We start from the raw sequence: 21,504 nt of genomic DNA on the forward strand, positions 1-21,504 counted from the left end.
GCGTATGGAACCGATCGTGCTGTTCAAGCAGGGCATGCTGCTGGTCGTGGTGTTGTCGGCACCGCCGTTGATTGTGGCGGTGGTGGTCGGCGTATTGACCTCCCTTGTACAGGCGCTGATGCAGGTACAGGACCAGACCTTGCCGTTTGGCATAAAGCTGGTGGCAGTGGGTGTCACGCTGGTCATGACGGGGCGTTGGATCGGTGTGGAGTTGATTCAGCTGATCAATCTGACATTCGACATGATCTCTCGCTCTGCGCTGAACTGAGGTCTTGCCTGTGCTGCAGTATCTTGATTACCTGCCCAGCCTGTTGATTGGCATGGCGCGAATCTACCCTTGTGCCTTTCTGGTCGCGGCGTTTTGTTTTCAACATATCCGCGGGATGCCGCGCCACGCCATTGTGGCAGTACTGGCACTGCTGCCTGCACCGGGTATATATGCCACCTTCGCCGACCAGGAATTCTCTACGCTGATGCTCAGCGCGTTGGTGCTCAAGGAGGCGGCCCTGGGGACCTTGCTGGGCGTATTACTGTCGATGCCGTTCTGGATGTTCGAGGCGGTGGGGGCGCTGCTGGATAACCAGCGGGGAGCCTTGGCGGGTGGCCAGCTCAACCCTTCGCTTGGCCCGGATGCCACACCCATTGGGCATCTGTTCAAGGAGCTGGCGATTTTTTTGTTGATGGCCACCCTGGGGCTTGGAGCACTGACGCAGGTGATCTGGGACAGCTACTCGGTCTGGCCGCCTACCGTTTGGTTTCCACTTCCGCACGCCAATGGGTTTGGCGTGTTTCTCAACCTGCTCGGCGACACGTTCACCCACATGATGCTCTACGCCGCACCTTTTATCGCGGTGCTGCTGTTGTTGGAGTTTGGCGTTGCCCTGTTAGGACTTTATAGCCCGCAGCTGCAGGTGAGTACGCTGGCCCCACCGGTCAAGTGCCTGGCGGGTATTGGTATTTTGCTGTTGTATTTTGAACTGTTGCAGGACCTGATCGTCGGCCGCTTAAGCCTGCTGGGCGAGCTCAAGCACGCCCTGGGGCTGATGTTCAAGGTGGCGATGCCATGAGTGATTCCGGTGAGAAAAAACACCCGGCCAGTGCCAAGAAACTGCGTGATCAACGCAAGAAAGGCCAGGTTGCCCAAAGCCAGGATGTCGGCAAGCTTCTGGTGCTGACAGCCATCAGCGAGATCGCGCTATGGACCGCTGACCGCAGCCTGCAGCGGTTTCAGGAAATGATGCTGCTGCCGATATCCCGCATCAGCCGACCCTTTGTGTCAGCCTTGGAAGAGGTGCTGCTCGACGCCATGGTGGTGTTTTTTTCCTTTGCGTTGCTGATGGCTTCAGTGGCAATCGCCGTCAAGCTGCTCAGTAGCTGGATGCAGTTCGGCTTGCTGTTCGCGCCGGAAATCCTGAAGTTGGATTTCAAGCGCCTCAACCCCCTTAATCAGCTCAAACAGATGTTCTCCGCCCAGTCGCTGATGAACCTGTTGATGGGGGTCGCCAAGGCGGTGTTGTTAGGCGTGGTGTTGTATGCGGTGATCGGTCCTTCCCTTGGGGCCTTGATCAACTTGGCCAACAGCGACCTGTCCAGTTATATCCTGGCGCTGATTGATCTGTTTCGTTACCTGTTGCATGTGTGCCTGGGCCTGTTGCTGGTGTTGGCACTTCTCGACCTGACGCTGCAGAAGCACTTCTTTGCCAAGCGCATGCGCATGACCCAGGTCGAGGTGGTCAAGGAATACAAGGACATGGAAGGCGACCCCCATGTGAAGGGCCAGCGACGGTCGCTGGCGCAGCAATTGGCTCAGGAGGAGCCAAAGGTCAAGTTGCCCAAGCTGGAAGAGTCCGACATGTTGGTCGTCAACCCGACGCACTTTGCCGTCGCGTTGTATTACCGCCCCGGCAAGACACCGCTGCCGTTGCTGGTGGACAAAGGCACGGATGCCGACGCGCGTGCACTGATCAAAAGGGCTAAAGCGGCTGACGTGCCGGTCATTCAGTGTGTATGGCTGGCCCGCACGCTCTACACCAATAAGCTGGGCGCCAGTATCCCTCGTGAAACCCTGCAGGCGGTCGCGCTGATCTACCGCACCTTGCGTGAGTTGGATGATGAAGCCAAGCGCGAAACCCTGGAGTTGCCTGAGCTGGAACAACGCTGATCAACGCGTGGCGCGGGCATCCAATGCATCAAGGTTGGCCAGTGAAAGCAAGCGGCTGACGGCACTATCAAGCGCGTTGTGGTGCGTAGGCAGCGAGCGCCAGATGACCAGGGTCCCTTGGGCGTCGAGATAGACAAAGCAACCGTCGTACCTCACTGCTTGTTCAAAACGTCGCTCCAGTGCCCGCTGCACCTGCCCGGCTTGCAATGCTTCGCGCGCGATGTGCAAGGCCAACCCCGCGCGGGTGCCGGCTTGCAGCGTACACAGGTGGATACCTGGGAGGAGTTGCAGGTGGGCGGCAACGCCTCTGCGCACGTCGGCCAAAAAAACCTGACGATGCAATGCATCGTCAGGCTGTGTCGTGAGGCTCATCGTTCCAGGGAAATGGTCTGGTAGTCTGCCCGCTCCCCAGAGGGGCCGGAGTCTACGCGCATCTCTGGTGGCCACCAGACCACCATTTTGTCACTGCTCGATTGCGGGCGCGTGCAGGAGTCGCCCTTGCAGGTTGGCGTACAGCCGGCGGCGATCATTGCTGCGCCGATCAAGATAATACTCAAGAGTCCGTGCTTCATGGCGTGGTCTTCAAGGGGGCGGTGAGAAGGGAAGGGCGGGGTACGCCGATGTGTTCATCTTTCACAACGGGCCGCATGGCGATAAACACTTCAGCTTCTTCACCCGGTTTAAGCCAGGCGCGTGGCCAGACACTGACCGCCAGCGTTTGTGAGTTGCTGCATTCTTTTTCATCGATGCGCACGTTGCGTTTGATCTGGTTGCGCACGACCACCACCGCCACATTGAACTGCGCGCCGGTATACCACTGGCTGCGCTCGCTGTTGAGCGCCAACAGATCGCGCGTGGCGCACAACGTGTCCAGTTGCAGGGGCATTGGCCCTGCCTTGAAACCGTCTGGGACTTCGCCGCTGACCAGGTGCGCCAGGGTGCTGGTGATATCGCTTCGGTTTATGGGCGGCAGATGGGCGGCTTGCCGGCGCGCCAGAGGCTTGAGGGCAGCCTGCAATTGGGCCTGGTCCTCCTGGGGCAAGTAACGCGAAGGGTCAGATTGGTCGCCGATGACCCGTGGGGTGAGGATGAACAGTCGCTCGCGTCGACTGTTCTGTCGTTCAGTCGAGGAGAACAATGCCTTGCCCAGCAAAGGAATATCGCCCAGGAGCGGCACCTTGCTTTGTTTGTCCTTGTTGTCTGTGACATGGAAACCACCGACCACCAATGAGCGCTTTTCCGCCATTACCGCCTGGGTGCTCACCTTGCCACGGCGAACATCGAGGTCATCGGGCTGTAGGTTGAGTTCGTCGAAGTTACCGTCTTCAATATCCACCACCAAATGGATCTGGTGGCCACCACGGCTGGTGATCACCCGTGGCACCACCTGAAAGCTGGTGCCGACGGTCACGGGTAAAATGGTTGCGTAGTCTCTGCCGGCCTTCAGGTATCGCGTGCGGTTGAAATCGATGACCGCCGGCTGGTTCTCCAGGGTGAGCACGGAAGGGTTGGAGACCAGGGTTGCCAGCCCTTGGGACTCCAGGGCACGTATGTGAGCGTAGAAGCGCCCGGGGTTGCCAATCGACAACTGAGAAGTCGTGCCCGGTGCCACGTTGACGCCGCCGCGCCAGCGGCTGTTTTGAAAGCCCCATTCAACCCCGAACTCTTGCAACTTTGTGCGTTCGATGTCGAGGATGATGGCGTCTATCTCCACCAGCTTGCGTGCAACGTCGAGTTGGGTGATCAACTCGCGGTACATCGTTTGGCGCTCAGGCAGGTCGTAGATCAGAATCGCGTTATTACGCACGTCGGCTTCGACCCGGATTCGGCTGGTTGCGCGTGGGGCGCGAGGGCCGAGTGAGGCGCCCGTCGACAGCCCTCCTGCATTCGTGGGGTTGGCGAGCATCTGCTCCAGCAGAGGGTTGTTCAACCGCGGGACGTTGGGCGTAATCAGGGCCGACGGTGAAGAAGCGCCGGAAGATTGGGTGGCATTGGCGACTGTGGAGGTGGAACGTGGCTCCAGTAACCCACGCAGCACGCTGGCCACGCCCGCGATGGTCAGCTTCTCTCCGCGATAATCGATGATCCGGTCCGCCGCGTTGGCGTACTTGAGCGGGTAAGTCAGCACGCTCTGTTTTTCATCCGGAGATCTGCGTTGGCTGCTGAACTGTTTGATCTGCTCGATATAGCGTTTAGGACCGGAGACGAGTACAACCCCATCGTCCGGCAATTCACCCCAGCCAAATCGGCTGTCGAGCAGGCCGATATCGGTCAGGGCCTTTTTAAGGTCTGCGATCGTTTCCGACGAAACTTCCAGCCGCGCAGACTCTTGCTGATCCAGCGTGCTGATGTACAGGGTGTTGTTGTACAGGTACCACTGGAAGCGGTGTTCGACCCCCAGCCTGTCGAGCATGGACTGGGGAGTATTAGCGCGTATTTTGCCATTGACCACGCCCTCCAGCAGGCCCTCGATTTGCAGTTGGGTGCCGAAGGTCTGGGCGAAGTCTTCGAGCACTTCGCGTACAGGCTTGTACTGGGTTTCGTAGGCATACGCCGTATTTTTCCATTCCGCTGGAATGGCGGCAAGGGGGCTTTGCAGAGGTATCAACAGGCACATCAGAACTATTGGAATACGCCAGTCGGCGTGTTTGAAACGCGCACAGGGCGAGCTGATAGACAAGCGTAAACGCTTGTAAATGAGGGTGTTCATATAGGATTCTCTAGTTAATAAAACTGCGCACGCAGTGGAGTTGGCCCACATTTTTTGGGCGTTCTGGCCAGCCGCTTGGCCGTGGAACGCCAGGTGTCGCGCTGATTGAGAAGGGATTCGAGTTGGTTAAACAGAACGGCCTGATGGTCTTCCTGCGTGACGCATTGAAGTAGCCAGAGCTGCCCCGTGGAGGGCTCGACTGAAAGCGCTCCCTGAAAGTACGGCAGGCTTGCTCCACCCAGTTGTAGCCAGGTTTCCATTGTTGTTTGTGCGTGCTTTGGCTGATGGGTAAGTTGAGCGCTGAGCAAAAAACACTGTGGGTAACGACGCAGGGTTATAGTGTCGTCGCCCTCCAGCAGCGTGATTTCTTGCTCTGCCCCCGCCAGCCACTGAGTGAGCCGCGCGCTGAAACACTCAGGTCCCATTGAAAATGATTTTTCCCATCTCGGCCCGGTGGCCGAGAACCGCTCCGGCGGCAGTCGTCTGTAGCATCAAGTTTTGTTTCAGCCTGAAGTGTTCACCCAGCAGTGATGAAAACTCTTTCGAGGTTATTTCATCAGGGATGCCCTGACCGAGTTGTTCGAACTGCCGGTTGTTTTTGCTTAAATCCCTGAAGATTTGCCCGCCCTCGCGTGCGTCGAGTTTCATATGCTGATCTCCGTTGAACGTGTATTTTTTATGTGGTTTACCTTTGGGATCCGTTCCACGATTTTTTAAATATCTGGATAAAAAATGCAGCAGGCGGTTGAGAAGTTAATCCTCTGAAACAAAGTCTGTGTGAGACACCAACAGGGCATTGATCGAAGAGGCCCAGTCGATACGAAAGCTGCCTTCCTCTGCCTCCAGGATCAACATCTGTGGCTGAACAGACTCGTCACACAGCAGGCGCCAGGGCGCTTCGGTGTGTTGATCCAGCCAATGTTCCACATCCGCCTGATCCTGCGGGTTGCAGACCAACTTTGCGCGGATCGCCGGGGCCTGGGCTGCGAGCATTTGCTTGAGCATGGCAGACACCCGTTGAGTGGGCGTTGTGTCCTCGAGCAAGCTGCGAATGGCACTGTGGGTGACTGATGTGGCGATGCGTTCGATGTTGTCGAGGACCGCTTGCTGCTGCGTGTGCCACAGATGCAATTGGCGATTGGCGCGTTGCCAGAACTCATGTTGAGCCTGCAGCAGCAATTGGTCGCGTTGCACATAGGTCTGGCGCAGGATCTCATCTGCCTGAACCTGGGCACTGTTTAACAATTCGGTGTCGCGGGCGCAGTCCGCCAACGTTTCCAAGGGAATCAGCGAGCAGGTCCGTGAAGGAAGCGGCTTGCGTAGCTCAATCGTGCGTTTGCACAGCATCGTCCTGGGACTCCTCGGCGAAGGAAAACACCGGCTCGTTGTTTGACGCGCCGGTGCGCCATATTGCGGCCTTCCAAATAGTTTCAAGCTTGTCGTGGGCATCGATCAGTCGAGGGTTCTTCTCTAGGGCGAGCACCCGATGGCGGTCAAAGCTCAACCGCAGCCGCTGCCACACAGAGGGTTCTACCCAGGCGCGTAGATAGTGCAGGGGGTCTTCAGTGTGGGTTTGCAGGGTGTTGGGCAGCAGTGCCTTGGAAAGGCGTACGCACCAGAGTTGCAGGTCTTGGCTCAATGGCGTGCGGTTCTTGATCTGGTAAACACCGCCGACCAGCGTGAGGATGAGGTCTCTGCGTTGTTCAGGTTCAAGTACCAACTGCAACAGTGCTGGAGACGGTTCGACAGGCAGGCATGGATCAATTCCCAACGCCGTTGCCATTGCCGCGTGCTGGCTCTGGCAGAGTGTTCTCGAATAGGGCACTGAAGGGACGAAAGGCGGCCAGTCATGGGGCGAATCGAGCCATGGGCAGGCCCACCACTTGGCCCAACTGAGGCTGTCATGCGTCATTCGTGTTCGGCTCGGCTTGTTGGGCGCCGCGCGCCTTTTTCACCCAGAACCCCGCTGCAGCGCACCCCACTAACAGGGCGATAAAGAACAATGTCACCATGGTCTGCCAAAAAGCGAGGTCCCCGGGCTTAATCAGAAACGGCCCGAAGTAGGCGAGTTGCTGCTTTTCCTTGTAGGCGGTAGCCGGTACGAAGATCACGGTCAGTTTTTGCGGGTTTGCAACGGCTGTTGTCATGCCCGGTATGCTACTGGCGACCATCCGCCGAATGCGCGGCAGCAAGCTGTCGGGTTCCAGCCGTGGATCATGCTTGATGAAGACCGATGCCGAGGCCGGCTGTACCGGCTCTCCCGGTGCGACCCGCTCGGGCAGTACCACGTGTACCCTGGCGACGAGAACCCCATCGATATTGGACAAGGTCGCTTCCAGCTCCTGAGACAAGGCATAGATATAGCGCGCCCGTTCCTCAAGCGGTGTCGAGATGACACCTTCCTTGCGAAATACGTCGCCCAGCGTAGAGCGCGCAGTCTTTGGTAACCCGGCGGCGGCAAGCGTGTGGACCGCGGCAGCAATATCATCTGTGCGCACGCGAACGACCACGCCGTCTTTCTCCAGCTGTTTTTGTGCCCGAATGTGCTTGTCTGCCAATTCAGCGATTACCTCATTGGCTTCCTGCTCGGATAACTTGCGGTGCAGTTCGACGCTTTCACCGCATCCGCTCAGTACCGATAAGAGGGTCAGCCATAAGAGAATAAAGCGGCAGCGGCGCATGGTTCACCTATTGCAGGTTAGTGGTTTTCTCAACAAACGAAGTGCAGTGTTTTATTACCTTGACGCCGATGTTGAGGATTTCTTTTGATTCAATAATGGTCTGTGTGGCGTCCGCCATTTTCAGCTCGTTTTGGGTCTTGGTATATTCACGCAGGAGCTTGGGGATTTTTTCGTTGTTGGATTTCAACCGCTCTGATTGGCTCACCAGCGACCGACTGTTTCCTGGGGCGGGGGGGGCCGACGGATAGGGATTGTTCTGCTCCAGTGCTGCACTGAAGAAATGCGCGTCGTGGGCGCTATCACTGCTTTTTTCGACGGGAAACACAGGGGCACCTGAATAGGTTTCCCGCTCTTTTTCAAGCGTTGTGCGCATATAAACCTCCCTCAGGAAAATAGACAGGCTTTCTCTATTTAATACACTAGAGAAAGCCTGTGTTGCTTATTGTACTTTGTTAATTACCTGGCTCCACTTGCTGGCAATCGAAGCATCTTTATCCAGCTTTGCCATCTCGAGCGTTTCTTTGTTTTTTTCCTCAGTGAGCGTTTTCATTTGATCAAAAAGTTGTTTGCTGGTAATGCTGCCACCGCTGCCGACTGGAGATGTCATGATTTCACCTTTGGGTTGTCTATCGGATAGTTGAGTATTCGTCATGAGGCATTCGATTAATCGTGCTACATCGTTATTTGATAATCGATGCTCGTACACTGAGTGGCGATGCCTCTGGAAACAGTTCCATCGGCCTATTTCTACTTGTTTCAGCGTTTATTGCACTTCCTGAGCGTGCAAACACGCGTTGAGTGAAACACCCAGTTGCTTCATTCGGTAGTAGAGCGTGCGCTTGGCAACCCCCAGTTCCAACGCCACACAATCCACGCTGTAAGTGTGACGATGTAAAGACTCTTCAATGAGCGTTTTCTCAATACGCTGCAGACGGTCTTTCAGGCCCAGTTCCAGCGGTTCTGCATTCGATGCCGATAAAGGCGGCAGCCCAAGGACAAAACGCTTGGCCGTGGAGCGTAGTTCGCGGACATTGCCCGGCCACGTATGACACAACAACTGCTGGAGCAGTTCGGTTGGGGGGTGAGGGGCTGTGCAGTTGAAGTGCTCCGCCTCTTGTTTAATCATCTCCAGAAACAACGGTACGATACGCTCACGTCGGTCACGCAGCGGCTGCAGCTTGATGTTAATAACGTTCAGGCGAAAATACAGGTCCCGCCTGAAGCTGCCTTGCTCGACCATGTCATGCAGTGATTGTTGAGCGGACGCGATGACGCGCATGTCGACGGGGATGAAGCGTGTTGAGCCCAGCCGTTCAACCCCTCGTGATTCAAGCATACGCAATAGCTTGGCCTGCAGCGAAAGCGGCATGCTGTCGATTTCATCCAAATACAACGTACCCAGGTGAGCCGCCTCGATAAACCCTGCGCGTGATTGTACAGCCCCGGTATAAGCACCACTGTTGACACCGAATAATTGGCTTTCGGCGAGGCTCTCCGGAATGGCGGCGCAATTGACCGCAACAAAGTTACCTCGACGGCCGGACAGGCGATGTATTCGTTGTGCCAGGGTATCTTTGCCAGTGCCGGTTTCCCCCAGCAACAAGATGTCAACATTCAGTGTCGCGGTGCTATTGATCGTGTTCTCAATATCCGAGCCTTCAATGAATGGCGTATCGGTTTCGCTTTCTTTTTGATCGGCGGCCGACATCGGGTGGGTGCTCCACTAGCGTGATTGTTTACGATTAAAGGGCTGTGATTTAGACGGTGTTTGGGCAGAGCGTAAAGTATAAGATTTATCATCGAGTATGCAGGTAAGAGTAAGCCAGGCTTGCGTAGGAAAAGTCATTAACTTGTCGCTTAACGTCACTCGAGGTTGTTGGGCTGTTTTTGTTACGACAAATAGGAAACGTCTTAAGGTTTCAAATAGATAAGAGGATAGCTATTGTCGAAATACAAACAACCGCCCACAAAAAAGCCGATGCAGTGCATCGGCTTTTTTGTGGGCGGCAAAACCGCGATGGCGCTTAGACGTTGAAACGGAAGTGCATCACGTCGCCATCCTTGACGATGTACTCTTTGCCTTCCAGGCGCCATTTACCGGCTTCCTTGGTACCGGCTTCACCCTTGTACTGGATGAAGTCGTTGTAGGCGATGACTTCGGCGCGAATAAAGCCTTTTTCGAAGTCGGTGTGGATCACGCCGGCGGCCTGTGGTGCAGTGGCACCGACCTTGACGGTCCAGGCGCGGACTTCTTCAACACCGGCGGTGAAGTAGGTCTGCAGGTTGAGCATTTCGTAGCCGGCGCGGATCACGCGGTTCAGGCCAGGCTCTTCCAGGCCCAGGGCCTCGAGGAACATGTCTTTTTCCTCGCCGTCATCGAGCTCGGCGATTTCTGCTTCGATCTTGTTGCACACCGGCACCACGATAGCGCCTTCTTCGTCGGCGATGGCCTTGACCACATCCAGCAAAGGGTTGTTCTCGAAGCCGTCTTCGGCAACGTTGGCGATGTACATCACAGGCTTGGTGGTCAGCAGGTGGAAGCCTTTGATCACGGCTTTCTCGTCGACGCCCATGTTCTTCATCAGGCTGCGTGCCGGCTTGCCTTCGGTGAAGTGTGCGATCAGTTGCTCCAGCAGGCCTTTCTGGACCACTGCGTCCTTGTCGCCGCCCTTGGCATTACGCGCGACTTTCTGCAGTTGCTTTTCGCAGCTGTCGAGGTCGGCGAAGATCAGCTCCAGGTCGATGATCTCGATGTCGCGTTTCGGGTCAACGCTGTTGGAGACGTGAATCACGTTCTCGTCTTCAAAGCAGCGGACCACGTGGGCGATGGCATCGGTTTCACGGATGTTGGCCAAAAACTTGTTGCCCAGGCCCTCACCTTTCGACGCGCCGGCTACCAGGCCCGCGATGTCGACGAACTCCATGGTGGTCGGCAGGATACGCTTGGGATTGACGATCGCCGCCAACGCGTCCAGGCGCGGGTCTGGCATCGGCACGATACCGCTGTTGGGTTCGATGGTGCAGAAGGGGAAGTTCTCCGCCGCAATACCGGACTTGGTCAGGGCGTTGAACAGGGTGGATTTGCCGACGTTGGGCAGGCCGACGATGCCGCAATTGAATCCCATGGTGTTTCCCCTCGGTAAGAGTCAGGCCTTCTGGCTGTGCAGGTTTTTCATCGCGCGGTTCCATTCACCGGCGAAGATATCCGGCAGCACGCCGAGGGCAAAGTCGATGCTGGCATCGAGTTTTTCCTGTTCGGCGCGTGGCGCACGACCCAGGACGAAATTTGAAACCATACTGGCAACGCCTGGGTGGCCAATGCCGAGCCGCAGACGGTAAAAATTATTCTGATTACCCAACTGCGCAATGATGTCGCGCAGGCCATTGTGGCCGCCATGCCCGCCGCCTAACTTGAGTTTGGCAACGCCGGGTGGCAGGTCCAGTTCGTCATGGGCCACCAGGATTTCTTCGGGTTTGATCCGGAAGAAGCCCGCAAGCGCCGCGACAGCCTGGCCGCTGCGGTTCATGTAGGTGGTAGGAATCAGCAGACGAACATCCTGACCCTGGTGCGAGAAGCGCCCGGTCAGGCCAAAATATTTGCGATCGGCCACAAGGTTCACACCTTGTGCGTGGGCGATACGCTCAACAAAAAGGGCCCCCGCGTTATGCCGGGTCTGTTCGTATTCGGCGCCTGGATTTCCCAGGCCAACGATCAGTTTAATGGCAGTCACGACAGGGGCCCTTCCTTTGGAGTTGTGGATAACATCGCCGCAACCTGTGTGCGGCGAAAGCGGTCAACAAAAGATCATTTACTCAAGAGTAAACGCCGCGTTATCGCCCGCTTTCTCGCTACGTTCCGGTCCGCGATGTTTCCTCAAGCTCCGACATTACAGAGTGAATTACTCTGCAGCGCCTTCTTCAGCTTCTGGTGCAACGCGTGGAGCGTGAACGTTTGCAACAGCTTTGTCATCACCGTGAGCCAGTGCAACAAACTCAACGCCTTTAGGGGCTTTGAGGTCGGACAGGTGAACGATGTCGCCGATTTCCAGAGCCGACAGGTCGACTTCGATGAACTCAGGCAGGTCTTTCGGCAGGCAGGTCACTTCGATCTCGGCAACAACGTGCGAAACTTCGCCGCCTTTCTTGACCGGAGCTTCTTCACCAACAAAGTGCACAGGCACGATAGCGGTCAGTTTCTGACCGGCTACTACGCGTACGAAGTCAGCGTGCAGCACGTGGCCTTTGGCTGGGTGACGTTGCAGGGCCTTGATGATGACGTTCTGCTTCTTGCCACCAACATTCAGCTCGATGATGTGGCTGTAGGCCGCATCGTTTTCGAGCAGTTTGGCGATTTCTTTGGCCAGCATGCTGATGGATTCAGGGGCTTTGTCGCCACCGTAAACTACAGCTGGAACCAGGCTTGCGAGACGACGCAGGCGGCGGCTCGCACCTTTCCCCAGGTCGGAACGCGCTTCAGCATTCAGAGTAAAATCGTTCATGTTGTATCTCCAAAATAACCACATTCGCCCCAGCGTTTGCGACCAGCGCTAAAGGCGATATGGGCAAAAAAGCCCCGCCCCAACAGAATGCTGGGGCGGGGCGCTTTTCGTCAGTGGGATGTTTCGTAAGGTTTGACCCTTATCGGAACATCGCGCTGATCGATTCTTCGTTGCTGATGCGGCGAACCGCTTCGGCAACTACCGGTGCGATATCCAGTTGACGGATACGCGAACAGGCTTGAGCTGCTGCGGACAACGGGATGGTGTTAGTCACCACCAGTTCGTCCAGCATGGAGTTCTCGATGTTCTCGATCGCTCGGCCCGACAGCACAGGGTGTGTGCAGTAGGCGAAGACTTTTGCTGCACCATGCTCTTTCAAGGCTTTCGCCGCGTGGCACAGGGTGCCGGCGGTGTCGACCATGTCATCAACCAGAATACAGGTACGCCCTTCGACATCACCGATGATATGCATCACTTCAGAGTGATTGGCTTTCTCACGGCGTTTGTCGATGATCCCGAGGTCCACGCCCAGGGATTTGGCAACAGCCCGTGCACGCACGACGCCACCAATGTCCGGGGACACGATCATCAGGTTTTCAAAGCGCTGGTCTTCAATGTCATCCACCAATACTGGGGAGCCGTAGATGTTATCTACCGGAATATCGAAGAACCCCTGGATTTGGTCAGCGTGCAGGTCAACCGTGAGAACACGGTCGATGCCTACCACGGTCAGCATGTCAGCAACGACTTTCGCGCTGATAGCCACACGTGCGGAACGCGGACGGCGATCCTGACGGGCATAACCAAAGTAAGGGATTACAGCTGTGATTCGAGTCGCTGAGGAGCGGCGGAAGGCATCAGCCATCACGACGAGTTCCATCAGGTTATCGTTGGTCGGAGCGCAAGTCGGCTGAATAATGAAAACATCTTTACCGCGGACGTTTTCATTGATCTCGGCTGTAATTTCGCCGTCGGAGAATTTACCGACAGAGATGTCACCGAGAGGGATATGCAGCTGACGTACGACACGTCGAGCCAGATCGGGGTTGGCGTTCCCCGTAAAGACCATCATCTTGGACACGCGCAGTACCTAGAGGCTGAGGGTAACCTGGATGAGTATTAGAAAATGGCAGGGGCGGCTGGATTCGAACCAACGCATGGCAGGATCAAAACCTGCTGCCTTACCGCTTGGCGACGCCCCTGTATCTGTTGCAACGAGTACCCAGTACTCGGTTCCTTTTAGAGCAGACTTTGCAGCTTGCGATGCAACATCGAAACGTTGCTTCCCTTTGCTACAAACCCTGTAAGGGTCTCTGTAAGAAGGGCCGAGACTTTATCAGCTTCAGCTTTGCTTGGGAAGCCCCCAAACACACAACTTCCAGTTCCGGTTAATTTTGCTTCGGTAAATTTACCTAACAAATTCAAAGCGTTACGTACCTCTGGATAACGCCTTGCTACAACCGGTAAGCAGTCATTTCGACTGTTTCCCTTGGGAACGGGGCGCACTTTAATGGGAGGAGAGTTACGTGTCAACAGTGGATCTGAAAAAATTTCTGCTGTACTTACAGATACTTGCGGAACAAGCACGACATACCAAGGCTCTTCGGGGTATTCCGGGGTGAGTTTCTCCCCGACGCCTTCGGCAAAAGCCGCGTGCCCACGCACGAAAACCGGCACGTCGGCGCCCAGTGTCAGGCCCAGCGTGGCCAGGCGATCGTGGTCCCAGCCCAGTTGCCACAAGTGATTCAAACCGAGCAGCGTGGTCGCGGCATTTGAGCTGCCGCCACCGATGCCGCCGCCCATGGGCAAAATTTTATCGATCCAGATGTCGATGCCGAGTGAGCAACCGGATTGCGCCTGAAGTTTTTTCGCGGCCCTGACGATCAGATTGCTGTCGTGGGGCACGCCTTCGAATTCGGTGTGCAGTTGGATCACGCCATCGTCGCGCACGGCGAAGGTGAGTTCATCGCCGTAATCGAGAAACTGAAACAGCGTCTGCAACTCGTGGTAGCCGTCTTCACGGCGACCCAGAATGTGCAGCATCAAATTGAGTTTGGCCGGGGAGGGCAGTGTCAAGGTGGTGGCGGTCACGTTATTGCCCCAGCTTGCGCGGTTGCCATTCCTTGATCACCAGCGTGACGTCAAGGTCGGTGCCATGCAGTTTGATGCGCTCGGGCAGCCAGTAGGCGCCCTGTTGCACATAGCTGAGGTATTCAACCTGCCAGCCATCCTGCTCCAGAGTGGCCAGGCGACTGTCGCCATTGAGGCTCAGCCTGCTTTTGCTGTCCGGCGCAGGCAGGCCGCGTACCCACCACACAAGGTGCGAAACGGGGAGCTTCCAGCCAATCTGTTGTTCCAGCAGTTCTTCCGGCGTGGCTGCCTCATAGCGGCCTTGATTGGCCACTTCCAGGCTCACTTGCCCTGGCCGGCCGGTCAGGCGCGCAGCACCGCGGCCAAGTGGCCCGGACAAACGGATATCGTAATAGTCCTGGCGCTGCAGCCAGAACAACGTGCCGCTGCCGGAATCTTTCGGCGCGCGAACCCCGACCTTGCCGTCGATCTGCCAGCCGTCGATGCTGCTGAGCTGCTCTTTGTGCTGTTTCCATTGCGCCGGGTTGCCCTGGCCTTCAACGGATTCACGACTGCCGATGCCCGCGCAACCGGCGAGCAGGGCGATGAAACTGAAAACAATAACGTGGCGCAAAAACATAAGCTTAAAGGGTCTCGGATCCGGTCAGGCGCTTGATGGTGCCGCGCAGGATGGGGCTTTCGGGTTGTTCCTTGAGGAATTTTTCCCAGATTTGTCGCGCTTCGCGCTGTTTGCCATTGGCCCACAGCACTTCACCCAGGTGGGCTGCCACCTCTTGGTCAGGGAAACGTTCGAGTGCCTGGCGCAGCAGGCGTTCGGCTTCGTCCAGATTGCCCAGGCGGTAATTCACCCAACCCAGGCTGTCGAGCACGGCCGGGTCTTCCGGGTTGAGCTTGTGGGCTTGTTCGATCAGCACCTTGGCTTCGGCGTAACGCGTGGTGCGGTCCGACAGGGTGTAGCCCAGGGCATTGAGCGCCATGGCATTGTCCGGGTCGCGCTTGATGATCAGGCGCAGGTCTTTTTCCATCTGCGCCAGGTCATTGCGTTTTTCCGCCTGCATGGCGCGGGTGTACAGCAGGTTCAAGTCGTCGGGGTATTGCAGCAAGGCTTGTTGCAGCAATTTCCAGGCGCGTTCGCCCTGCTTGTTGGCCGACAGTGTTTCGGCCTGGATCAGGTACAGCTGGATCGCATAGTCCGGTTCGGCATCACGTGCCGCCGCCAGGCGTTTTTCCGCTTCGTCGGTGCGGCCGTTGCTCATCAGGATATCGGCCTGACGCAGCTGGGCCGGCAGGTAATCGTTGCCGGGGCCGACCTGGGCGTACTCAAGCAGCGCAGCCTGCGGGTCGTTGCGTTCTTCCGCGATGCGGCCGAGGTTCAGGTGCGCCGAATCCACATGGCTTTCGCGCTCGATCAGCTCCTCCAGATAACCCTTGGCCTCGTCCCAGGCCTTGGCTTCCAGGCAGACCAGTGCCAGGGAGTAACGCAGCTCGTCGTCGTCGGGGTATTGCTGGACCAGGTTGGCGAACTGCACTTTGGCGTCTTCCATGCGGTCTTGCTCCACCAGCATTCGCGCATAGGTCAGCAGCAAGCGCTTGTCGCCCGGGTATTTCTTGATGCTTTTTTCCAGCAGTGGAATCGCTTCCTTGCCGCGATTAAGGTTCTGCAGCAAGCGTGCGCGCAGCAGAATCGGGGCGATCTCGCCGTCTTCCGGCGGGTTCTGCTCCAGCAGCTTGAGGGCGGCATCGGCTTCATCATCCTGCTGCAGCAGCAAGGCTTTGCCGAAAATCAGTTGGCTGTTTTTCGGATGCTTTTGCAGCAGGCGGTCAAAACTCTTCATCAAGCCATTGCGCGTGTCCTGGTCAGTGTCGGCAGCCGACAGCGCGAGGAAGTCGAAATGCGTGTCGCCCTTGCCCTGCAGGACTTTCTCCATATACACCATGGAGTCGTCATAGCGCCCGGCGCGTGCCAGTTGCACGGCCGCCGCACGTTGCGCTTCCAGGTCTTGCGGAGCGTTTTTCGCCCAGATCAGCGAAGTATCCAGCGCGGCCTGGTCAGCGCCCAGGTATTCGGCGATGCGAAACGCACGCTCCGAAATGCCCGGGTCCTGGGTGTTGATGGCCTGGGTCACATAGTTATCCAGGGCAATATCGAAACGATTGCGCTGGCCGGCGAGTTCCGCGGTCAGCAGGCTGTAGATCGTTTCTTCATTGAACGAGGAGTAAACCTTGGGCTTTTCAGGGGCTGGGGCGCTGTCTTCGACCGGCGGCGTACCGTCCGGCGACACGGGTGCCAAGGTCTGGCAGCCGCTGAGGAAGACAAAAGCAAGGAGCAACGCGGAAGATCTATTCATATAGGAAGAGGACGACTAACCTGCGGTCGGATCATCATGACACAAGCCTTCGGCCAAACATAACCGAGTCTCAGTGGGCGCCTTTATAGGCACAAGCTACTAGGACAATAGACGACGGTGGTTGTTCTGGATCTATCGAAGTAGGACAATTGTCGGCTTCCCGACATCATCAGCGATATTGAATGGCCTTCCTCGCACTCGGTATTAACCACAAGACTGCAACCGTAGACGTGCGCGAGCGCGTGGCGTTTACGCCAGAGCAGTTGGTTGAGGCCTTGCAGCAGCTCTGCCGGCTCACCGACAGCCGCGAAGCTGCGATCCTTTCGACCTGCAATCGCAGCGAGCTTTATATAGAGCAGGAACATCTCTCAGCGGATGTGGTGCTGCGCTGGCTGGCCGATTATCACCATTTGGATCTCGAGGACCTGCGCGCCAGTGCATATGTGCACGAAGAGGATGCGGCAGTTCGTCACATGATGCGCGTCGCCGCAGGGCTCGACTCGCTGGTGTTGGGCGAGCCGCAGATCCTCGGCCAGATGAAATCCGCCTACGCCGTGGCCCGCGAGGCTGGCACCGTCGGCCCGTTGCTTGGCCGGTTGTTCCAGGCTACGTTCAATTCGGCCAAGCAGGTGCGCACCGACACCGCCATCGGTGAAAACCCGGTGTCCGTCGCGTTCGCCGCCGTCAGCCTGGCCAAACAGATTTTCAGTGACTTGCAGCGCAGCCAGGCGCTGTTGATCGGCGCCGGTGAAACCATCACCTTGGTCGCTCGCCACCTGCATGACCTGGGCGTCAAGCGTATCGTGGTCGCCAACCGCACCCTGGAGCGCGCGAGCATCCTGGCCGAGCAGTTTGGCGCCCACGCGGTGTTGCTCTCGGACATCCCGGCCGAGCTGGTGCGCAGCGATATCGTCATCAGCTCCACCGCCAGCCAGTTGCCGATCCTGGGCAAAGGCGCGGTCGAGAGCGCGCTGAAGCTGCGCAAGCACAAACCGATCTTCATGGTGGATATCGCTGTTCCCCGTGATATCGAGCCTGAAGTCGGCGAGTTGGACGACGTTTACCTCTATAGCGTCGATGATCTGCACGAAGTGGTCGCCGAAAACCTCAAGAGTCGCCAGGGCGCAGCCCAGGCCGCCGAGGAAATGGTCAGCACCGGCGCCGAAGACTTTATGGTGCGCCTGCGTGAGCTGGCGGCGGTCGACGTGCTTAAGGCGTATCGTCAGCAGGGTGAACGCCTGCGCGATGAAGAATTGATCAAGGCCCAGCGCTTGCTGGCCAACGGCAGCAGCGCCGAAGAAGTGCTGATGCAATTGGCACGTGGCCTGACCAACAAATTGCTCCACGCCCCCAGCGTTCAGTTGAAAAAGCTTACCGCCGAAGGCCGCCTCGATGCGCTGGCCATGGCCCAGGAACTCTTTGCCCTCGGTGAGGGCGCGTCAGATAGCTCTTCGGATAAAAAACCGCAATGAAAGCGTCACTGCTCAATAAACTGGACGTGCTCCAGGACCGTTTCGAAGAACTGACCGCCTTGCTCGGCGATGGCGAGGTCATCTCCGATCAGACCAAGTTCCGCGCCTATTCCAAGGAATACGCCGAAGTTGAGCCGATTGTGGCCACCTATAAAAGCCTGATGAAAGTGCAGGCCGACCTCGAAGGCGCCCAGGCGCTGCTCAAGGACAGCGACCCGGACATGCGTGAAATGGCCGTGGAAGAAGTCCGCGAAGCCAAAGAGAAGTTGGCCGAGTTGGAAGGCGACCTGCAACGCATGCTGCTGCCCAAAGACCCGAACGACGGGCGCAACGTGTTCCTCGAAATCCGCGCCGGCACCGGTGGCGACGAGGCGGCAATCTTCTCCGGCGACCTGTTCCGCATGTACTCGCGCTACGCCGAGCGACGTGGCTGGCGGGTCGAGATTTTGTCCGAGAATGAAGGTGAGCACGGCGGCTATAAAGAAGTCATCGCCCGGGTCGAAGGTGACAACGTCTACGGCAAGCTTAAATTCGAGTCCGGCGCGCACCGCGTGCAGCGGGTTCCGGCGACTGAATCCCAGGGCCGTATCCACACCTCGGCGTGCACCGTGGCCGTGTTGCCCGAGCCGGACGAGCAGGAAGCCATTGAGATCAACCCGGCGGACTTGCGTGTCGACACCTACCGTTCGTCGGGCGCCGGTGGTCAGCACGTGAACAAGACCGACTCGGCGATCCGGATCACCCACTTGCCGTCGGGCATCGTGGTCGAATGCCAGGAAGAGCGTTCCCAGCACAAAAACCGTGCGCGGGCCATGTCCTGGCTGTCGGCCAAGCTCAACGACCAACAGACCAGCGCCGCCGCCAACGCGATTGCCAGCGAGCGCAAGCTGCTGGTGGGCTCGGGCGACCGCTCCGAACGCATCCGCACCTACAACTTCGCCCAAGGCCGGGTCACCGACCACCGGGTCAACCTCACGCTTTACTCCCTCGACGAAATTCTCGCCGGCGGCGTTGATGCGGTGATCGAGCCTTTGCTGGCCGAATACCAGGCCGATCAATTGGCGGCGATAGGTGAATAAATGACCATTATTGCCAGCCTCCTGCGCGCCGCTGACCTGCCTGACTCGCCCACCGCGCGTCTGGATGTGGAACTGTTACTGGCCGCTGCCTTGGGCAAATCGCGCAGCTACTTGCACACCTGGCCGGAAAAAATCGTCAGCAGCGAAGATGCGCTGACCTTTACCGATTACCTGCAGCGTCGCCGCACGGGTGAGCCGGTGGCCTACATCCTCGGTCAGCAGGGTTTCTGGAAGCTCGACCTGGAGGTCGCGCCGCACACGCTGATCCCGCGCCCGGAAACCGAGCTGCTGGTGGAAGCCGCCCTTGAATTGTTGCCGGCCACGCCTGCCAAGGTCCTCGACCTGGGCACCGGCAGCGGCGCGATCGCCCTGGCCCTGGCCAGCGAACGCCCGGCCTGGCAGGTCACCGCCGTTGACCGTGTGCTCGAAGCCGTGGCCCTGGCCGAACGCAACCGCCAGCGCCTGCACCTGAAGAACGCCACGGTGTTGAACAGCCATTGGTTCAGCGCGCTGCAAGGCCAGCGCTTCGATTTGATCATCAGCAACCCCCCTTACATTGCCGATAATGATCCGCACCTGGTGGCAGGCGATGTGCGCTTTGAACCGGCCAGCGCCTTGGTGGCGGGCCATGATGGGCTGGACGATCTGCGGTTGATCATCGCCCAGGCCCCAGCCCACTTGAATACCGGTGGCTGGCTGCTGCTCGAACACGGTTACGACCAAGCTGCGGCGGTACGTGATTTGTTGTCGGGTGAGGGCTTTGAAGAGGTCCACAGCCGCATCGACCTCGGCGGCCACGAACGCATCACGTTGGGGCGCCGCCCGTGCTGACCGACCAGGAGCTGTTGCGCTATAGCCGACAGATTCTGTTGCAACATGTCGACATCGAAGGCCAGCTGCGTCTTAAAAACGGCCATGCGCTGATTGTCGGCCTCGGCGGCTTGGGTGCGCCAGTCGCGTTGTACCTGGCCGCTGCCGGCGTGGGCGAGTTGCACCTGGCAGACTTCGACACTGTCGACCTGACCAACCTGCAACGCCAGATCATCCACGACACCGACAGCGTCGGGCAGGCCAAGGTCGATTCGGCCATGCGTCGCCTGGCCGGCATCAACCCCGAAATTACGTTGGTCGCCCATCGCACTGCGCTGGATGCCGATTCACTCGCCGCCGCAGTGGCCGCGGTAGACGTGGTGCTCGATTGCAGCGACAACTTCGCCACCCGTGAAGCCGTCAACGCCGCTTGTGTTGCGGCTGGAAAACCATTGGTCAGCGGTGCGGCCATTCGCCTGGAAGGGCAATTGTCAGTGTTCGACCCGCGCCGCGACGAAAGCCCGTGCTACCACTGTTTATATGGGCACGGCAGCGACACCGAGCTGACCTGCAGCGAAGCCGGTGTGGTCGGTCCGTTGGTCGGGCTGGTCGGTAGCCTGCAAGCACTGGAAGCGCTGAAGTTGCTGGCAGGTTTTGGTGAACCCTTGGTGGGGCGCTTGCTACTGATCGACGCCTTGACCACGCGTTTTCGCGAACTGCGCGTCAAGCGCGACCCCGGCTGCAGCGTTTGCGGGACGGCCCATGGTTAAGGACGCGCCCATCGGTGTGTTCGATTCCGGCGTCGGCGGCCTGTCGGTGCTGGATGAAATCCAGCAGTTGTTGCCCCATGAGTCACTGCTGTACGTGGCTGATGGCGGGCATATCCCCTACGGTGAAAAATCCCCGGCGTTCATTCTTGAGCGTAGCCGTTTGGTCGCCGAGTTTTTTCGTGAACAAGGCGCCAAAGCCTTTGTGATTGCCTGCAACACCGCAACCGTCGCCGCCGTGGCTGATTTGCGCCAGGACTATCCCGACTGGCCTTTGGTGGGTATGGAGCCGGCGGTCAAGCCAGCCGCCGCTGCCACCCGCAGTGGCGTGGTCGGCGTGCTCGCCACCACCGGCACATTGCAAAGTGCCAAGTTCGCAGCATTACTCGACCGCTTTGCCACCGACGTGCGGGTGATTACCCAGCCGTGCCCGGGCCTGGTGGAGTTGATCGAAACCGGTGACCTCAATAGCACCGGGCTGCGCCAGCTGTTGCAGGGCTATGTCGACCCGCTGCTGAGCGCCGGTTGTGACACCATCATCCTCGGCTGTACCCATTACCCCTTCCTCAAGCCGCTTCTGGCACAGATGCTTCCCCCTAGCATCATCCTGATCGACACCGGCGCTGCCGTGGCGCGTCAGCTCAAGCGTCTGTTGGGCGAACGTAACCTGCTGTCGCCCGGCAAGCCTGAGCCAGCGCAGTTCTGGACCAGCGGCGACGTCGATCACCTAAGAAATATCCTACCGACACTCTGGAAATCTCCCGGTGTTGTGCGTAATTTTGGCTTGTGAAAAATTCGTGAAACATCGCGGTTAGAAGCTGAACTTCTGGCATCGCGCAAGCTTCTATAGCGTTAGCCTGTACAAAACCATACGACTTCGATCTCA

General features: G+C 57.9%; 26 protein-coding genes and 1 tRNA gene. 8 read left to right on the forward strand and 19 right to left on the reverse strand.

The genetic code is table 11. The annotated features are described in order from the left end of the window. Positions 1–4 precede the first annotated feature (4 nt). Genes sctS through sctU form a run of 3 tightly spaced genes read left to right on the forward strand, consistent with a single transcriptional unit; the run spans position 5 to position 2,161 of the window. Positions 5–268, forward strand: coding sequence for a type III secretion system export apparatus subunit SctS (gene sctS, locus HBO23_RS00315; protein WP_099549214.1), 264 nt, complete (start codon positions 5–7; stop codon positions 266–268). Between the two features lie 10 nt (positions 269–278). Beyond that, entirely contained in the window at positions 279–1,067 is a 789-nt protein-coding gene (gene sctT / locus HBO23_RS00320; RefSeq protein WP_169986800.1) for a type III secretion system export apparatus subunit SctT, read from the forward strand. After that, positions 1,064–2,161 (forward strand): type III secretion system export apparatus subunit SctU, encoded by a 1,098-nt coding sequence (sctU, locus tag HBO23_RS00325; RefSeq protein ID WP_169986802.1) that lies wholly within the window; start codon positions 1,064–1,066, stop codon positions 2,159–2,161. The genes sctT and sctU overlap by 4 nt, the downstream gene beginning before the upstream one ends. On the opposite strand, the gene HBO23_RS00330 is transcribed toward sctU, so the two are convergent. The 19 genes from HBO23_RS00330 to HBO23_RS00420 all read right to left on the reverse strand — a co-directional run bounded on the left by HBO23_RS00330 (position 2,162) and on the right by HBO23_RS00420 (position 16,490). Further along, a complete protein-coding gene (locus tag HBO23_RS00330) occupies positions 2,162–2,533 on the reverse strand; it encodes a transcriptional regulator (RefSeq protein WP_170036177.1) in 372 nt (123 codons plus the stop codon). Next, positions 2,530–2,733: an HrpT family type III secretion system protein gene (hrpT, locus tag HBO23_RS00335; protein WP_017137653.1), complete on the reverse strand. Its 204-nt coding sequence runs from the start codon at positions 2,731–2,733 to the stop codon at positions 2,530–2,532. The genes HBO23_RS00330 and hrpT overlap by 4 nt, the downstream gene beginning before the upstream one ends. Further along, positions 2,730–4,871, reverse strand: a complete 2,142-nt coding sequence (sctC, locus tag HBO23_RS00340) for a type III secretion system outer membrane ring subunit SctC (RefSeq protein WP_017137652.1) — start codon at positions 4,869–4,871, stop codon at positions 2,730–2,732. The genes hrpT and sctC overlap by 4 nt, the downstream gene beginning before the upstream one ends. Before the next feature lie 14 nt (positions 4,872–4,885). Then, positions 4,886–5,296, reverse strand: a complete 411-nt coding sequence (locus HBO23_RS00345; protein WP_138453482.1) for a type III secretion protein — start codon at positions 5,294–5,296, stop codon at positions 4,886–4,888. After that, on the reverse strand, positions 5,286–5,519 hold the full coding sequence (locus HBO23_RS00350) for a hypothetical protein (protein ID WP_099549219.1): 234 nt from the start codon (positions 5,517–5,519) through the stop codon (positions 5,286–5,288). Before HBO23_RS00350 ends, HBO23_RS00345 begins: the two co-directional genes overlap by 11 nt. 105 nt (positions 5,520–5,624) lie before the next feature. Next, on the reverse strand, positions 5,625–6,218 hold the full coding sequence (gene sctL, locus HBO23_RS00355) for a type III secretion system stator protein SctL (protein ID WP_017137650.1): 594 nt from the start codon (positions 6,216–6,218) through the stop codon (positions 5,625–5,627). Then, a complete protein-coding gene (locus HBO23_RS33620) occupies positions 6,196–6,783 on the reverse strand; it encodes a type III secretion protein (RefSeq protein WP_178131759.1) in 588 nt (195 codons plus the stop codon). The genes sctL and HBO23_RS33620 overlap by 23 nt, the downstream gene beginning before the upstream one ends. Next, entirely contained in the window at positions 6,773–7,552 is a 780-nt protein-coding gene (sctJ, locus tag HBO23_RS00365) for a type III secretion inner membrane ring lipoprotein SctJ (protein WP_017137647.1), read from the reverse strand. The genes HBO23_RS33620 and sctJ overlap by 11 nt, the downstream gene beginning before the upstream one ends. A gap of 7 nt (positions 7,553–7,559) precedes the next feature. Continuing rightward, positions 7,560–7,925, reverse strand: a complete 366-nt coding sequence (locus HBO23_RS00370; RefSeq protein ID WP_138454137.1) for a hypothetical protein — start codon at positions 7,923–7,925, stop codon at positions 7,560–7,562. A gap of 66 nt (positions 7,926–7,991) precedes the next feature. Then, positions 7,992–8,204, reverse strand: coding sequence for a hypothetical protein (locus HBO23_RS00375; RefSeq protein ID WP_143521844.1), 213 nt, complete (start codon positions 8,202–8,204; stop codon positions 7,992–7,994). Between the two features lie 111 nt (positions 8,205–8,315). Then, positions 8,316–9,260: a sigma 54-interacting transcriptional regulator gene (locus HBO23_RS00380; RefSeq protein WP_017137644.1), complete on the reverse strand. Its 945-nt coding sequence runs from the start codon at positions 9,258–9,260 to the stop codon at positions 8,316–8,318. Between the two features lie 316 nt (positions 9,261–9,576). Further along, on the reverse strand, positions 9,577–10,677 hold the full coding sequence (gene ychF / locus HBO23_RS00385; RefSeq protein ID WP_017137643.1) for a redox-regulated ATPase YchF: 1,101 nt from the start codon (positions 10,675–10,677) through the stop codon (positions 9,577–9,579). Between the two features lie 21 nt (positions 10,678–10,698). Beyond that, positions 10,699–11,283 carry an aminoacyl-tRNA hydrolase gene (gene pth, locus HBO23_RS00390; protein ID WP_010213318.1) on the reverse strand — a complete coding sequence of 195 codons (585 nt, stop codon included), beginning with the start codon at positions 11,281–11,283 and terminating at the stop codon, positions 10,699–10,701. Positions 11,284–11,451: 168 nt separating this feature from the next. Then, positions 11,452–12,051: a 50S ribosomal protein L25/general stress protein Ctc gene (locus HBO23_RS00395; RefSeq protein ID WP_017137642.1), complete on the reverse strand. Its 600-nt coding sequence runs from the start codon at positions 12,049–12,051 to the stop codon at positions 11,452–11,454. A 139-nt stretch (positions 12,052–12,190) separates the two neighbouring features. Further along, positions 12,191–13,132 carry a ribose-phosphate pyrophosphokinase gene (locus HBO23_RS00400; RefSeq protein WP_003208392.1) on the reverse strand — a complete coding sequence of 314 codons (942 nt, stop codon included), beginning with the start codon at positions 13,130–13,132 and terminating at the stop codon, positions 12,191–12,193. 46 nt (positions 13,133–13,178) lie between these two features. Continuing rightward, positions 13,179–13,253, reverse strand: a tRNA-Gln gene (locus HBO23_RS00405). Between the two features lie 37 nt (positions 13,254–13,290). Further along, positions 13,291–14,094, reverse strand: coding sequence for a 4-(cytidine 5'-diphospho)-2-C-methyl-D-erythritol kinase (gene ispE, locus HBO23_RS00410; protein WP_178110933.1), 804 nt, complete (start codon positions 14,092–14,094; stop codon positions 13,291–13,293). 49 nt (positions 14,095–14,143) lie between these two features. Next, on the reverse strand, positions 14,144–14,761 hold the full coding sequence (lolB, locus tag HBO23_RS00415; RefSeq protein WP_017137640.1) for a lipoprotein insertase outer membrane protein LolB: 618 nt from the start codon (positions 14,759–14,761) through the stop codon (positions 14,144–14,146). Positions 14,762–14,765: 4 nt separating this feature from the next. Beyond that, entirely contained in the window at positions 14,766–16,490 is a 1,725-nt protein-coding gene (locus HBO23_RS00420; protein ID WP_170036179.1) for a tetratricopeptide repeat protein, read from the reverse strand. Between the two features lie 182 nt (positions 16,491–16,672). On the opposite strand from HBO23_RS00420, the gene hemA reads away from it, so the two are divergent. Genes hemA through murI form a run of 5 tightly spaced genes read left to right on the forward strand, consistent with a single transcriptional unit; the run spans position 16,673 to position 21,408 of the window. Further along, positions 16,673–17,962 carry a glutamyl-tRNA reductase gene (gene hemA, locus HBO23_RS00425; RefSeq protein WP_017137638.1) on the forward strand — a complete coding sequence of 430 codons (1,290 nt, stop codon included), beginning with the start codon at positions 16,673–16,675 and terminating at the stop codon, positions 17,960–17,962. After that, the gene (prfA, locus tag HBO23_RS00430; RefSeq protein ID WP_099549221.1) at positions 17,959–19,041 is read left to right on the forward strand and encodes a peptide chain release factor 1; all 1,083 of its coding nucleotides are present in this window, start codon (positions 17,959–17,961) and stop codon (positions 19,039–19,041) included. Before hemA ends, prfA begins: the two co-directional genes overlap by 4 nt. Then, positions 19,042–19,872, forward strand: a complete 831-nt coding sequence (prmC, locus tag HBO23_RS00435; protein WP_170036181.1) for a peptide chain release factor N(5)-glutamine methyltransferase — start codon at positions 19,042–19,044, stop codon at positions 19,870–19,872. Then, positions 19,866–20,621, forward strand: coding sequence for a molybdopterin-synthase adenylyltransferase MoeB (locus tag HBO23_RS00440; RefSeq protein ID WP_099549223.1), 756 nt, complete (start codon positions 19,866–19,868; stop codon positions 20,619–20,621). The genes prmC and HBO23_RS00440 overlap by 7 nt, the downstream gene beginning before the upstream one ends. Next, the gene (murI, locus tag HBO23_RS00445; RefSeq protein WP_138454102.1) at positions 20,614–21,408 is read left to right on the forward strand and encodes a glutamate racemase; all 795 of its coding nucleotides are present in this window, start codon (positions 20,614–20,616) and stop codon (positions 21,406–21,408) included. Before HBO23_RS00440 ends, murI begins: the two co-directional genes overlap by 8 nt. Positions 21,409–21,504: the final 96 nt, after the last annotated feature.

Source organism: Pseudomonas sp. WS 5532, from assembly GCF_012985445.1.
In the GTDB taxonomy this organism is placed as follows: Bacteria; Pseudomonadota; Gammaproteobacteria; order Pseudomonadales; family Pseudomonadaceae; genus Aquipseudomonas; species Aquipseudomonas edaphica.

Coding starts and splice junctions, on each gene's coding strand:
- sctS (WP_099549214.1), top strand. CDS start 5: ATGGAACCGATCGTGCTGTTCAAGCAGGGCATGCTGCTGGTCGTGGTG.
- HBO23_RS00380 (WP_017137644.1), bottom strand. CDS start 9,260: ATGTCGGCCGCCGATCAAAAAGAAAGCGAAACCGATACGCCATTCATT.
- murI (WP_138454102.1), top strand. CDS start 20,614: ATGGTTAAGGACGCGCCCATCGGTGTGTTCGATTCCGGCGTCGGCGGC.
- sctU (WP_169986802.1), top strand. CDS start 1,064: ATGAGTGATTCCGGTGAGAAAAAACACCCGGCCAGTGCCAAGAAACTG.
- hemA (WP_017137638.1), top strand. CDS start 16,673: ATGGCCTTCCTCGCACTCGGTATTAACCACAAGACTGCAACCGTAGAC.
- HBO23_RS00370 (WP_138454137.1), bottom strand. CDS start 7,925: ATGCGCACAACGCTTGAAAAAGAGCGGGAAACCTATTCAGGTGCCCCT.
- hrpT (WP_017137653.1), bottom strand. CDS start 2,733: ATGAAGCACGGACTCTTGAGTATTATCTTGATCGGCGCAGCAATGATC.
- HBO23_RS33620 (WP_178131759.1), bottom strand. CDS start 6,783: ATGACGCATGACAGCCTCAGTTGGGCCAAGTGGTGGGCCTGCCCATGG.
- HBO23_RS00375 (WP_143521844.1), bottom strand. CDS start 8,204: ATGACGAATACTCAACTATCCGATAGACAACCCAAAGGTGAAATCATG.
- sctL (WP_017137650.1), bottom strand. CDS start 6,218: ATGCTGTGCAAACGCACGATTGAGCTACGCAAGCCGCTTCCTTCACGG.
- HBO23_RS00350 (WP_099549219.1), bottom strand. CDS start 5,519: ATGAAACTCGACGCACGCGAGGGCGGGCAAATCTTCAGGGATTTAAGC.
- ychF (WP_017137643.1), bottom strand. CDS start 10,677: ATGGGATTCAATTGCGGCATCGTCGGCCTGCCCAACGTCGGCAAATCC.
- sctC (WP_017137652.1), bottom strand. CDS start 4,871: ATGAACACCCTCATTTACAAGCGTTTACGCTTGTCTATCAGCTCGCCC.
- prfA (WP_099549221.1), top strand. CDS start 17,959: ATGAAAGCGTCACTGCTCAATAAACTGGACGTGCTCCAGGACCGTTTC.
- HBO23_RS00420 (WP_170036179.1), bottom strand. CDS start 16,490: ATGAATAGATCTTCCGCGTTGCTCCTTGCTTTTGTCTTCCTCAGCGGC.
- HBO23_RS00345 (WP_138453482.1), bottom strand. CDS start 5,296: ATGGGACCTGAGTGTTTCAGCGCGCGGCTCACTCAGTGGCTGGCGGGG.
- sctJ (WP_017137647.1), bottom strand. CDS start 7,552: ATGCGCCGCTGCCGCTTTATTCTCTTATGGCTGACCCTCTTATCGGTA.
- prmC (WP_170036181.1), top strand. CDS start 19,042: ATGACCATTATTGCCAGCCTCCTGCGCGCCGCTGACCTGCCTGACTCG.
- HBO23_RS00395 (WP_017137642.1), bottom strand. CDS start 12,051: ATGAACGATTTTACTCTGAATGCTGAAGCGCGTTCCGACCTGGGGAAA.
- HBO23_RS00330 (WP_170036177.1), bottom strand. CDS start 2,533: ATGAGCCTCACGACACAGCCTGACGATGCATTGCATCGTCAGGTTTTT.
- lolB (WP_017137640.1), bottom strand. CDS start 14,761: ATGTTTTTGCGCCACGTTATTGTTTTCAGTTTCATCGCCCTGCTCGCC.
- ispE (WP_178110933.1), bottom strand. CDS start 14,094: ATGCTGCACATTCTGGGTCGCCGTGAAGACGGCTACCACGAGTTGCAG.